The sequence below is a fragment of the Anaeroplasma bactoclasticum genome, assembly GCF_003550015.1.
Taxonomy (GTDB): domain Bacteria; phylum Bacillota_I; class Bacilli_A; order Acholeplasmatales; family Anaeroplasmataceae; genus Anaeroplasma; species Anaeroplasma bactoclasticum.
Genome location: NZ_QXEV01000005.1, coordinates 62,633 through 76,610 on the forward strand (window position 1 = coordinate 62,633; position 13,978 = coordinate 76,610).

At 27.3% G+C, this 13,978-nt stretch carries 8 protein-coding genes; all 8 read right to left on the reverse strand.

Annotation, left to right across the window (positions count from 1 at the left end; genetic code table 11):
• The 8 genes from EI71_RS03610 to EI71_RS03645 all read right to left on the reverse strand — a co-directional run bounded on the left by EI71_RS03610 (position 1) and on the right by EI71_RS03645 (position 13,935).
• Positions 1-2,379 carry a hypothetical protein gene (locus EI71_RS03610; protein ID WP_119015895.1) on the reverse strand — a complete coding sequence of 793 codons (2,379 nt, stop codon included), beginning with the start codon at positions 2,377-2,379 and terminating at the stop codon, positions 1-3.
• Positions 2,380-2,394: 15 nt separating this feature from the next.
• Positions 2,395-4,506: a hypothetical protein gene (locus EI71_RS03615; protein ID WP_119015896.1), complete on the reverse strand. Its 2,112-nt coding sequence runs from the start codon at positions 4,504-4,506 to the stop codon at positions 2,395-2,397.
• Entirely contained in the window at positions 4,499-7,660 is a 3,162-nt protein-coding gene (locus EI71_RS03620) for an AAA domain-containing protein (protein WP_162849733.1), read from the reverse strand. Before EI71_RS03620 ends, EI71_RS03615 begins: the two co-directional genes overlap by 8 nt.
• Complete coding sequence (locus EI71_RS03625) at positions 7,657-9,117, reverse strand: protein kinase domain-containing protein (RefSeq protein WP_162849734.1); 1,461 nt, start codon at positions 9,115-9,117, stop codon at positions 7,657-7,659. Before EI71_RS03625 ends, EI71_RS03620 begins: the two co-directional genes overlap by 4 nt.
• A 3-nt stretch (positions 9,118-9,120) precedes the next feature.
• The gene (locus EI71_RS03630; protein WP_119015899.1) at positions 9,121-9,810 is read right to left on the reverse strand and encodes a protein phosphatase 2C domain-containing protein; all 690 of its coding nucleotides are present in this window, start codon (positions 9,808-9,810) and stop codon (positions 9,121-9,123) included.
• Positions 9,810-10,490 carry a vWA domain-containing protein gene (locus EI71_RS03635; RefSeq protein WP_119015900.1) on the reverse strand — a complete coding sequence of 227 codons (681 nt, stop codon included), beginning with the start codon at positions 10,488-10,490 and terminating at the stop codon, positions 9,810-9,812. The genes EI71_RS03630 and EI71_RS03635 overlap by 1 nt, the downstream gene beginning before the upstream one ends.
• A 63-nt stretch (positions 10,491-10,553) precedes the next feature.
• Positions 10,554-10,982 carry a hypothetical protein gene (locus EI71_RS03640; RefSeq protein ID WP_119015901.1) on the reverse strand — a complete coding sequence of 143 codons (429 nt, stop codon included), beginning with the start codon at positions 10,980-10,982 and terminating at the stop codon, positions 10,554-10,556.
• Between the two features lie 211 nt (positions 10,983-11,193).
• The gene (locus tag EI71_RS03645; protein ID WP_119015902.1) at positions 11,194-13,935 is read right to left on the reverse strand and encodes a TIR domain-containing protein; all 2,742 of its coding nucleotides are present in this window, start codon (positions 13,933-13,935) and stop codon (positions 11,194-11,196) included.
• Positions 13,936-13,978 lie beyond the last annotated feature (43 nt).

Sequence of the window (13,978 nt, forward strand, 5' to 3'; positions counted from 1 at the left end):
TTAGCCCTCCATGTTATAATCTTCAGTCAAATATTTAGCTGAATCCCAAATAAATGTACCTGTAACAGATTCCATTGCTTTTTGAAAATCAGGTAAAATTGTTTTTAATTCATTGCTGCTTAAGATAGATTCAATCTTATCCAAGCAGTTTTCTCTTTGAGTACCATCAGTATCGATACCTCTTAATTTAGGCATTACCTTATGTACTAAAGCTTCCTCAAATGCATAATTTAATGCTTTCTTTCTTCTATTCTCATCATCTTTATATTCTTTAACTAATGGATGAGAAATCATATAGTTTTCAATAGATTGCCATACACGATGACCTAAAGCTCTATTTACTTCCTTTAAAGCATTATTAATTGATACTACAATTTCCATATAATACTTAGCTTCTTTATCATCTAAAGAATATTTATCATTTACCCAGTTTTCCCATACACTTCTTTTTATCTTATTATATTCAGGTTTTAATGATGTATTATTATATCTAACAAATCCTTCTGGTCTAGGGAATGAAATAATATTACCACGGTCAACAACCTTATCTGATAAAGACTTTGTTGTTTCATCCTCGTTCATTGTACCAACCCACTTAACATTATCAGTTAATACTACCTTGTATTTATCATTACCGGCACCTAAATCAACCTCGAAGGTGATATCTTTGTTCTCACCACGACGCTCTTCTAATTTCGATAATAAATCAGCAAAGTATAATTCAATGTGTGCCAAATTCATTTCATCCAACAAAACAATTAAGACATTATCAGATAAATCATAAATCTTATCTTTTGATGATGATTTAGACTTATTAGCTTGGAAAGATACTAATGCTCTCAATAAGGATGTAGCATTAAATCTCTTTTCAATACTATTAAAATATCCAAATAATGATTGTGGACTATCCCAGTCTGGTTGTACGGGAATTGATAAGAAATAAATTCCTCCAAATCTAGAATACAATTGTGGTAATTTAGATTTACCTGTACCAGATACACCAGCTAAAACAGTAAGTGGTGACATATCAGATGTTTTTAAAGCTGTGTGGAATGAATAAAATAATCTTTTTGAGAACTCAAAGCCAGATTCCTTACAGTTTTTAATGATTTCATTAATCCATTGATTTTCATCAATACTTTCTCTTTCATCTTTAGGGCAATCAACAAAATCATCATATTTTTCTTCAATTGCTTCTGAAGCAATAATTCCGCTCTTAACATTATCTACTCTAGATGCTAAATTATCGATTTCAGTTTTTAATTCAAGAGTTAATAATCTTTCTACTCTAATTTGATTTTGTAATTTCTCGTTTGTGATTTTTAAATGCTCGGCATTGGCTTGATCACTACTCAATAAATCAACTTGGGCCTGTAAATCTCTAATAGTATATTGAAGTTCTCTATTTTTACTTTCAATATTATCTACTCTATCAGCCTTAGATTTTAATTCTTGATAATCTTCAGTTGAATATTTACCGAAATTCTTCTTTAATTGCTCATTTTCTTGAAGAAGTCTTTTATTAGTAAATTCAAGTTGTACTTTATCTAAATTTTCAACTGCGGCTGAATCTGCAACTAATTTTTTGAACTTTAAAGAAATATCCTTCTTTTCATTTAAAGCTTGCTCATAAAGTTGCTTGTAGTTTTCTAATTCCATAGCAATTGATTGTGCTTGCTTTTTAGCCTCTTCATCAATATACTTTTGAATATTCTTTTCTTTCAATTCAACTTTCTTTTCTCTAATAACAAGTTTAGATTGTACTTGCTCAATGTTACTTGTTTCAGATATAGCTTTATCATATTCAGCCTTTGCTGCTTCAAGATCATTAATTCTATCTTGAATTAATTTCTCCTTACTTTCTAATAACTTCTTGAATTCAGCATTCAAGTCATCAAATGCTTTTTTTAACTTTTCTTCTGACCAACTAACAGTAGATGTTGCTGTATTTAAGGACTTCTCATAGTCATCTTGTATTCTCTTAATTTCAGTATTAAGTTTCTTTATAGTTACATCATAAACTTCTTTAAGCTGCTTTTCTTTATATGTACTAACCTCAGTATCAACTGATGCTTTTTTTATTGCTAATTCTTCATTTTTGGCAACTAATTCTTTGTTTACCTTTGCAATAGATTCATTTAATTTATTAATCTCAGAATTTTTAGAAACTATAACCTCTGACTTTTCGGTCAAAACTTTTTGTTGTAGCCTATCTAATTCAGCATTTTTATTTTGATAATCATTTTCTAGAGTTCTCTTGATTTCTTCTAATCTAGAAACTTCTTTTTCTCTTTGGCTAACAGCTTTTTCTCTACGTTCTATTTCTTCTAATAATTCATTAGTTGAATCATCTTTAATTTCTTCTACTTTTTTTGGCATATGATTCATCACTCCTTACCATTTGATTAAATCGGATTTATTAACAGCAAAATCAACTATTTTTACTATACCATCTGTAATTATTTTAGCTTGTTCATTATTAAAAGTATGAACTTGCTGATGTCTTTGTAAAAAACTCAAAGTTGAAGTTATTACAAATAAATCCTTTAATCCATTATTTATAAATTCATCTGCTATTCTATCATTTTGTTTTAGCATATCGATTAATGCTAATAGTTTTACTCTTAATGTTGCGTTATTAAAATTATCTGTAAAACCTTTTTCAACATTTGAAATCGCATTAATATCTACTGCTAAAGAATCAATTACATTATTTCCAATTCTTTCTTCTGCAGCCATTTCAAATCCTAAGCCAATCAAATAATTTTCCATCTCAACATTAGAACTAAATAATTGATTAAAATCTTTATACTTGCATTTATATTTTTCTTTTATGGAATTAACCAATAATTTAATAGTATTTTCTAATATTGGATAACCAAATGATAAGAATTTACTATTTTCTGTAATGTATAAATCATACATTGATACTAAATTAAACTTCATTTGTGTTAATTCTTTATTAGATGAATTAAATATCTTATTACCTAATTCAGTTCTTAATAATTCTTCAGAAAAAGAATAATCACAAATTGTTCCGTTAAAATTAATTAATTCATTAAGAACCTTTTGGTCAACTTTATAACCAAAAGCACATTCTAATAATTCAAACAATAAATCTATGTATAGTTTAGGAGAAATATCTTCTACAGTTATTGAATGCTTGTTTTCATCTCGATAATCTCTTTTAAATCTATACATTAGGTTAATGAAATTAGGATGCTTTTTTGCAAAATTATAAATATAGAATTTATTATCTCTTGTGGCTAATAATACATTCCAGGAGATGCATTCTGCTAACTGGGCTTTATTAGGATCTCTAGCGATTCGTTGTAATGATTTCCTATTGGCAAATAATAATCTCTCACCATTATCGCTCACCTCAAACCCAATCGATTTGGCAATGTTTATGAGTTTAATCTTATTATCTTTTGCGTCATTACCAAGTGTATCAAATTCAAATCTTTTTGGACTTGTTAATGCTGCTTGATATAATACCTTCTCATATAAGTCTCCAAGATTGACCATAGAATTCTTTATGATTTCATTTCTATGAATTCTATCATTATAACTTTTTGATTTTGAATCATTTAAAACATTAATAACATTTATTAGTGGATTTATAAAATCATCATGTAAATCACTAATTCTCTTATTAAATAGTTTTCCTTTAATGATTTCATACTTCTTCTTTACATCAGCCGAATCTTGTTGATTTATTCTATATTGCATTACGCTTCTTAATAAATCCTTCACCTGGTCATCTGTACTAAAGTTATATATAAAATCATATAAATTATCATCATTTTCCATAGTAATAGGATTCTTAACTATCCATTTACCACTAAAATCAGAATAAGTAATTATAGAAGTTATTAAATGATACTTCTTCTTGTTTAATTCGACAACTTCTACATTAACTAAATTCTTATCTGTATTCTTTTTGAATATATCTCTTGCAACTATTTTCTTAATTAAATCATCATTGTATTTTTCATCATTTTGATTAATCTTGATATATCGATAAGGAATTTCCTCTTTAAATGCATCTTTATCTAAAGTAAATGAATAAGAACTCTCATTCTTTCTTCCTTGACTAAAAACTAAGTCATTATTATTACAATAATTTGAAAGCAAGCATCCTCTATTATGATCAAATAATAGATAGCATATTTCTTGCTTCATCTCTTTATATACATTTTTTAGCTGGTTTTCACCATTTTCGGTTACTTTATAATTATCATCAATTAATCCTTTTTTCTTTAAATCGTTAGTAATTAACTCTACCAAATCATTTTTTAACAAAAGAATCTCAGATAATTGACCAATTGAATAATAATCATTAATCAATAAAGATAATACTGCTCTTTCAAAATGATTTAATTCTGGTTTTTCGCTTGTTGTTAATAAAACTTTAATTAACGAAACTGGTATAGCAAAATACTTTTCATATACATTCTTTGTTCCCGATGGTGCAAATCTTGAACTATAAATAATATCACTCATGATTTTCACCTCCAGAACATTGAATTGCTAAATCATATAATGGTCTAACCTTTTCTTTAGCCTTTGGAATGTTATAAACACTCATATCACCAACAACAATAAGCATTCTTTTTTGACGGCTTAAAGCAACACACAATAAACTCTTACTATTTTCATTAGCTAAACGGCTATAATTATTATCAAAATTAAATGTATATACTAATGATAAGTAAACAATATCAAATTCACGACCTTGGAACGCATCAACTGTACCTATTAATAATTCTTGTGAAGCATAAGAAGGCATCAAATCATATTTTTCATCTAATATACCAATCTTTTTTAATTCTTCTTTTATAGCCTTCACTTGATCTCGATACATTGTGATGATACCAATAGATACTTTAGTATAATTCTTATCATCTAACGCTTCTTTTATATGCTTAGCAATCTTCTTTGCTTCAGGTACATTCTTTCTAGAATGGCTTCCTCTTTCTCTATAATCATTCTTATAATACTCATCATATGGAGTATCTAACCAATATAAATACTTGTCTTTTAAATTATGATAATTGTGAATAAAATCTGATTCAGGTCTAACTGACTTAATCATTCCTTCATAGAAACTATTACTTACTATCTCACCTAATTTTGGATGCATTCTAAATTGAGTATCAAGCATGATGACTCTTCTTATTCCATCCTTGGCTTCTAATTGATGAGCCTTTTCAATTAGGATTTCAAATAATGTTTTCTTCATTGTACTTGATATGTCTTTATCTTCAGAATCATCAGAGTTCTTATTTAAACCATCTTTTATTTCATCAATAATACCTTCATCAGTAATATTTGGTAATTGCTTGTGATCTCCAACTAAAATAATCTTCTTTTTAGCCACAGACATTGGAATGAACAAATCTAGAGGAGATGATGTTGCAGCTTCATCAATAAATACATTATCAAACATGACATCATCGTTCTTAATCAAATACATGTTTTTAGAAATAGATTGTTGATTAGTAGCTCCTAAAACCTTAGTATATGCTAACAATGTTTCCCTTATTAAATATGGATTCTCAGTTAAACTATCAATATAATCTAAAACTGCAATCTTATCACCATCAAATTTTTTTAATCTTTCGCATTTAATAATATCAAAAAGTTCATTTAAATAATCCACTATTTCTTGCTTCTTAGCTGGTGATGTTAATATTTCAGGTTTCTTTCTATATTTCAGAATTAAATCTCTTCTTATTGCTTTAACTGATTCGCTAGAATATGGCTTTTTATTATAAGCATTATTAAGTTTCTTCACATCTTCCTTTAATGCTTTATAATCTTCAAATATTGATAATTCTATCTCTATTCTTTCCTTATCATCATTATATGCTTCTTCAGATATAGGCATTCCATATAAGAAATTCACAAAGGAATCTTCTTCATAAGACATGCTCTTGTTTTGTTGCTTAAGACTCTGAATCATTTTATTTATTTTTTCATTTACCTCAGAATTTGAAATAAATATATCTAATTGGCTTATTCCATTTAAAATCTCGATAGACGAATCAATTGAATTATTAAATGAAATATAATTAAAATATTTTTTCTTAAACTCAATGTATTCATCATCACTCTCAGTAAGATTAATATACTTCTCTTTTAAAGCATCAATTAAATCATCAATAAATTTTATGATTCTAGGCTCTAATTCTTCACTATTGGAATTATTCTTATCTCCAACCTTGACTGCTGGTAAACCAAATAAATCAATATTCTCTGTCAAATTAAGAACTGTTTCATGTCTAAATCCTGATAGTAGATTATTACCAAAATTATATTTATTTCCTGTTAATGCATTTAGTTGAATCAAAGCGGCTTTAATAACTGTTGTTTTACCTGTTCCAGGAGGACCTACAATGATAACAAAATCAGGTGTATTAAGTATTACTCTAATCGCCTCAATTTGATTAGGGGTTAGATTTGTACTTGGGAGTAATGTACTATCAATTTCAATTATCTCAGGCTTTTCATTAGGTTCTGGATTATCAGTAAACCATGTATACATTTTTTGAATACCAGCTTTACCTGTTATAATCCTTTCCTTAGCCTTCTCTCTTCTTTGATATGATATTTTATTTCCCAATAAAGATAAACAAATGTTACCATTTTTCAAATTTCTAAAAAATGCTCGATCGCTTGTTCTTATTTTAATTGATTTTTCAGTTGAATTAACCCCATTGGCACTAAGTTCAACAACTGTTAATGCTTCATTGGATAATAATTCTTTTTCAATCTTATTATAACTATCTAAACTATTACTATTAAACAAATGTAAAAGCTCTTTGCCACCAACAAAGCACATCTTATCTATAAAAAACTTAGTAACTTTACCAAATTCTTCATTATTAAAGTATAGTTTAATTTCATCACCATATGTTAATGAATCAAACTTAACATATGATGATTTTTTAAACTGTTTATATTCTCTTTCTAATTCAATCCTATTATATTCTTTCCAAAGATTTAAATAATTTTGGACATCTGCTCGAATATGATATAAAGCTAATCTATCCATTTCAGAAACATATTCTTTAGTATCAGTAAAACTAATATCACCAACCAATAAAAATGTTTGATAATTCTCAAGTTTAATACTTTTTTCTTTAGGTTCTAAATATAATAAAGTTTGCTCTTTATGTTCATCTGAGCTATCATATTCAATTTTTCTAATAATAGGAAATGCTTTATTCCTGTTTCTACTTTCAATTAAAAATGCAGACTCAGACTTATCATAAATATGACAATAAGCCAATATAGCATTGGCATTATCGAAAGTATTATATGTAATTACATCATTTGGTAATTCATCCTCATAATAAAGATGAAGTTTTTCAATTCCTGCTTTTATTCCAAATACTCTTTTAGATTCAATCATTGCAAAATGATTTCTCTTATCTAAAGTTGTAATATAAGAATAGTTATTAGGAAGATTATCCAAATAATCAGATGCATCTGCATTCAAGTTTATAGGATTAATTTCCGAAATGATTACATCATCAAATTTAGATATATAAAATTTACTTTTATGCTTTATAACTTTAAACAATAAACCTTTTAACTTTGAGATTTCTTCTGTTAATGAAATCGAAAACGATACAACATCTAATTCTCTCATATACCCTTAATCATGATACAATGAATTATTTTTGAATCAGGATCATTTATGTATAAATACATCGCATCTTTGCCAGAAATATGCATATTATCTCCTGATAACAAAGTACCCTTTTCTCCTTTATAAATATAACTAATGTTTTTCGAAGATTTATTGTTTATAAAAAGATAAGAATTATTAATTCTAAATTCAATTAATGTATAAGGAACTTCATAAATTGATATTTGATTAACTGAATAATTATAAATTCTACAATTATCATAAATCGTAAAGTTATATAACTTTTCGTAATTTGGACTGATTTTCTTATCAACAACTTCATTAATGAAATCCAAATCATCGTAATCATCATTGTTTAACTGTGACTTAACATCACCAATGGCATCTACTGACTTTGGATAATAATTCATCATTGTTCCATAATAAGTAAACCTTGGTCCCTTATTGCAAAATGGACAAATCTTTTCACCAGCATAAATAAATGCTCCACATTCACATAGATTTAGCTTTAATGATAATTCTTTTAAGACTGAATACCATTCACGCATTGAAGGTCTAGATGTTGGAATATTTCTTCCATCTTTTCCGAAGGTTTGATTGAATAAGCTCAATAATTCTTTTGTTAAGAAATGATTAAAATATTCTTTTAATTCATCTGTGACTCCATTTTCAAATAACCAAGGAATATTATTATTTGATATGGCATCGCCTGAATTATTTGTATTTGTAGAAGCATCCCAGCCATCACTTGATGATTCTTCCTCATAATTCACTTCAAATGGATTTCTAAAAGTTAATACTCTAAATGCTAAAACAGCAAATGAGAAACAATCACTAAATATAGTATTACTTGACTGATTTGAAGCAACTTCTGGAGCTCCGAATCCAGGTGTGAATATTCCACTTTTAACATCTCCAGTGTATTTTAAATTATCACAATCGATAATCCAAACCTTAGAGAAATTATCGATATCAGAATAGAAGACGTTATTTGGTGAAATATCACAATATACAATTCCTTTTGAATGAAGTCTAGCTAAAGTACGTGATAATTCAATTAACACTTCTATTCTCTTTTTTAAACCATTAGTATTTCTAAAATAATCATTTAAATTACCATCAATATTTTGATCATAAATTAGATTACTAATTGGTTTTAAATCTGATAGCATATGCATCACATATCCACAATATGGTTTTTCAAGCATTGTATATGGATGACACAAATTGATATCTGAATCAATATTCATAACTACGACATCATTTATTTTATTCTTATAAATTTCATAATACTTTTCATCTGTTAAAATTTGCTCATTTTTCAAAACAAACTTTACAGCAATAGTACTATCCTTTGTTTTACATACCATACCTTGACCACCCTGGCCAAGAATTGAATCTAAAACATACATATTACCATTTACATCTTTTATTGTTTTTATTGATAGTTCTTCCATATACTATTTCACCACCACTATTGTCTTATCATCACTACTATATTTATTAGGCCATGAATCTAATATATCCTTTAAAATTGGATTGTTTTTATTCTTACCTATGGTTTTACTAGATACAGTATGAACAAATTCAACTGCTGTATTATCAATAATATCTTCAGATATACCATCAGTACAAAGAATTAATTCATACTTAGTATTATCTTCTTTTTTTATCATTTTAAATAACCAATCGCTTTTTTTAGATTTACCAAACGCTCTTGTTTCGTTAGTAAAATCTTTCTCAGCAATTTCACATTTTACTATATCATCACTAAAGACTACGGCATTTAATCCATCACCCAATTGAAATAGCATAATGCTTGTTGAACTAATTAAAGAAAATAAGCATGTAGTGTCACAATTAGTAAGATTGAAAGGCCATATTCTTTTTTTATATTTAGATTGTATAGAGGTTACCAAATCATAAGGTTCTAAGGCACGTTTCTTAAATCTCTTATGGACTTCTTTTTTTATAATCTTGCATAACCTATGGCTTGCTACTCTGGAATGCTTTTTACTTCCAAGTCCATCGCAGACAACAGCAAGAGTATAATACTTACTATTGTCTACTAGGAATGCATCCTGATTAGGAAGCTTATTTTGGATATGCATCTTACCTCTTACTGAGGCACCATATGCTTTTTCTATCATTAGATACCAAAGTCAAATTTAGGCATTTCTTCCTTAACTTGCTCTTCTAATTCAGTAATATTAATAATTGTATTAGGATCTTGACTCTTTGAACGTGCAATTGTTGATAGTGTAACAAACTTGAAGAATTTAGTAATCTCTTTTGCTACACTTGCATCAAATACTTTTTTATCGGAGTCTCCTAGGAATTTTTGAAGCATATTTGCATCATAACCATCGCCAATTCCAAGTGCCCATTTTTCACACTTAGATGTTCTCTTGCCATTAACAAATTCATCTAAAGGTTGTTCCCATGAATCATTAGGATAACCATCAGATACAAGTACTACGACAGGTCTATAACCCTTGCTTGTAACTTTTTCTTTATCATTGATAATATTTGAAGCCATTGTTAATGCGGCTCCCATTGGAGTCATACCACTAGCTTGTAAATCTTCAAACACTACATCCTTAAGCGGTGCAAGTTCAGTATGAAGTTTGGCTCCTGCTCCACCAAATGTGATTACGCAAAGTTTTAATGCTACTTCTGACATTCTTTCATTTTGGAAATCTTTAATCATTTCCTTAACACATTGATTTAATGTATCAATTTTTGTTCCTGACATAGAGCCACTCACGTCTAATAATAAGAATACTGGTAGTGGTCTTCCTGTATTTGTAATAAACTTTTCTAGTTCCATAATTGTTATTTTCTCCTTTTTTCATCGTCTGTATATTTCTTTTATTATACCATAATAAGCCGTCTAAATAAATGAACTATTTAAGCAATATCTGTCTCCTACAAGGAAAGACAAATATTTTTTTCTTTTATAATTAATTCTATCTTGTCTATTTGTTTTATACTCCACCTCCTCAAAGTAAGTATCTTTTATCACTCTAGAATCTAAATTCTTACATAGCATTCTTTGGTCTTGTTTAGATTCACATCTTAAATAATCATCAGATGAATTAATCTCTTTTAAAGATAAGTATTCATCTTCAGATATTTGTTTGACTGATAAGATTGCATCTTTATGATCATGTTTTACCCTTGGCATTTTTCTTGCTATTCTAGCTGCATCTTTTTTATCATCAGCAACTATAGGGAATGTAATAATGATACAGTTCTTACGACCTACGTGACCACATTTGGCTTCTACTGCAAAATACTTAATTTCCATTTCATTCATCATGTTGATTACCTCTTTCCTTTTTACACCTATATTTTAATTCAATTGATAAGTCTATAAAATGAACACCTGGTTCAAACTATTTTCTTATTCTTTTGAATTACATCTACATTATAGTTTTGATAAAAGTAATCATCCATGAACTAATGGTTCAAATAAAAAAATAACATCCCACTTTTGCGTAAGATGCTATCCAATGATACTCCTATACCAGTTATTTCTTCTTTTTGCCTTTTAATGAATTAAAATACTCTTGCCTTTTTTTTAATTTCTTGGAGGTCAAGAAACCTTGAATTGCTAATTGTTTAGCTGGTTCAATTGACTTAAATTTTGGAGTTGTAACTTTGTAATGAAGACGTGCACAATCTATAGTGCATTGAACCCGTTCTCTTATTCTAGAATAAATAAGTTTGACTTCTAAACCCTCTATTGTCATAGTTTCTTCTCTAATAATTACTCTGTCAGATTTCTTTTTGGTTTTTGGAGTTGTTTTTTTATTTTTAAGGTCATATATATCAACAACCTGGGAATATTTAGTTTTAGAGTCATTATATTTATAATCCTTGTATTTTTTTATAAAATTTTTTATTTCTTCGTTTGAAACATTTAAATTCAATACCTCTTTATATTCCTTTATAAAAATCTCATAAGTTTCTTTTGCTGCTTTATAATGTTTGATTTCATCTATGATTTTCTCATACTTTTTTCTAGAATCTTTATAATCATAATTCTCATACTTTTTCAAAAAATCTTTAATATACTCTTCTTTACATTGGCCTTTTTTAATCCTTTCTATAAAACTATCACATTCAAAAATAAACTGGCAATATGAAATCTCCTTTTGTTTATCAATTATTTTATTAATACATTTTAAAGAATCAGAATAATTATAATTTTTATACTTGTTACAAAACTCTAGTGTTTTTTTCGCTAATTCATCTACATTATCTTTTTGAGGAATGGCTTCATATAATCGTTTATACTCGCTGACAAACGTATTATATTTATTTGTAAGTTTATTTATTATATCATTTATATTTTCCACCATAGTCAATGATTTTTCATAATCAAAATTCATATATTTCTTCACAAACGAAGCGCATTCTTTATATCTATCGTCCAAACTTTTGATTATAAGAATTCTTTTGTATTCTTGGGTAAGATTATTATATTTATTTGTACAAATCGTATTATTATATTTTATTAATTTGTTTTTCAAATCATTATTTGCATACGTAATTGCTTTGAAATAATCCCCATCATCATCTAATGGCTCTGCTAGTCTCGCTAGGTTTTCAATACTTTTAAGTTTATTCTTAATAAGTAACTTAAAAACATATATTCTTGCATCATCTTTTCTTAGAAGCATTGCCTCATCAATTGTTTCAGATGCTTGATTAAAATTTGATGAAGATAATTCTTTTTCAACTTTATTAATATAAAACTGAAATATCTTCTCATCATTATCAGAGTAATCTTTTGTTTTATATGATACTTTATTAACGAAATTAGTCGATAAATCTATTAATTCAACATTAGTTTTTTCACCTGTCAAATTAATACCACAAAAAGAACAATATTTTGCATTAAAATTAATTTCATTGTTGCAATTTGGACAATAATAATGTTTCGCTGTCAAATTAATTGATAACCTATCAAGCAAATCGTCTTTACTAATACATCTTTGTAAATTTTCAAATGCTGATTCTATTATTTTACGCGATATTAAACTGCAGTTATAATCATACTTCTCTAATTCAAATTCAATTCTATTAATTTCAGGGTGGTCTCTTAAGTATGGAATTTCTTTACTAATAACATCACACTCACGATCTCTACTATTTCGACTACTTAAAAATAAAAATACCTTACAAGATTTAATAGCCATTTCAATATTCGATTGATAGTTTTCCATGGCCCCAATTGTAGTTGGCAAATTTCTAAGTGCAACAAAACATGATACTCCATTAGATTCTAGAAAATCAACTATTTCAAAGACCTTTTCATAATCTTTAGAACTATAAGCAACAAAAACGTCCCTAGGATAGTTAACAATATAAATACCCTCATCAATTTCTTTTGCTTTTAATTCCAGTTTTTCATTATAAATACTTTTCTCTTTACCATCTAACGTATTTTCAATCAAATTCCTTAATGGTATTATATTAGACTTCTTCAAATCATATTTATAAATCATAAAATCTAATAGTTGAGGCACAAATTCAGCATTATCATATGTATTAATTTTATTTATAAACTCGTTAATCGCTAATGAACTGCCATCAACACATAATAGATAAAATCTTGCCATAAAATTATCCGGTTCAATTTGCAAGTAATTTGTTGCACATAATCTAATCTCATCTTTTGAAGGATACTTTTTTTCAATTGCATTTTTTAAATTATTTTTTGCATTGATCGATGCTTGATTCATTTCCATATCAAATTTGTCTTTTAATTTTGATAATTCAAGAGACAAGTTGTTTATTTCTTCTTTTGAAATAGTCTTATATTTTCCACATAACTCATTTAACTCATCTTTAGATGGTATTGCTACATGCATTTTTTCAAACATATTGTTATAAATCAAAACAATAACTTCAAATAGTCTCTTCATTATTCCATCAATGCTTAACGGATCATTTACACTTTCATAAGAACTATGTTGTTTGTTTCTTTCTTTTCTCAAGTAATGAACAAATGCCAAATCAATATTAATACTTGATAACTCGTTTATAACTTCTTTTTTAGTGATAATATCATAATAAAATAATCCTTGCGTAACACAAATATTTTTACAATTAATATAGCTTATAATAGCATTTTCAATAATGTTACTAGCCAAAACATATATTTGTATAGAATCACCATCAAAAATATTTACTGCTTTAAATAAATCATCAATTCGAGAAGATAATTTTTTTGAAATTGAATTTGCATAACTGTAATCGTACATAGTCAACACCTCGTTTAATCAATTATATCACAAAAATAAAAAA

Bases quoted from the DNA above. Each gene is read 5' to 3' on its own strand.
- EI71_RS03610 (WP_119015895.1), bottom strand. From the start codon at position 2,379: ATGCCAAAAAAAGTAGAAGAAATTAAAGATGATTCAACTAATGAATTA.
- EI71_RS03615 (WP_119015896.1), bottom strand. From the start codon at position 4,506: ATGAGTGATATTATTTATAGTTCAAGATTTGCACCATCGGGAACAAAG.
- EI71_RS03620 (WP_162849733.1), bottom strand. From the start codon at position 7,660: ATGAGAGAATTAGATGTTGTATCGTTTTCGATTTCATTAACAGAAGAA.
- EI71_RS03625 (WP_162849734.1), bottom strand. From the start codon at position 9,117: ATGGAAGAACTATCAATAAAAACAATAAAAGATGTAAATGGTAATATG.
- EI71_RS03630 (WP_119015899.1), bottom strand. From the start codon at position 9,810: ATGATAGAAAAAGCATATGGTGCCTCAGTAAGAGGTAAGATGCATATC.
- EI71_RS03635 (WP_119015900.1), bottom strand. From the start codon at position 10,490: ATGGAACTAGAAAAGTTTATTACAAATACAGGAAGACCACTACCAGTA.
- EI71_RS03640 (WP_119015901.1), bottom strand. From the start codon at position 10,982: ATGATGAATGAAATGGAAATTAAGTATTTTGCAGTAGAAGCCAAATGT.
- EI71_RS03645 (WP_119015902.1), bottom strand. From the start codon at position 13,935: ATGTACGATTACAGTTATGCAAATTCAATTTCAAAAAAATTATCTTCT.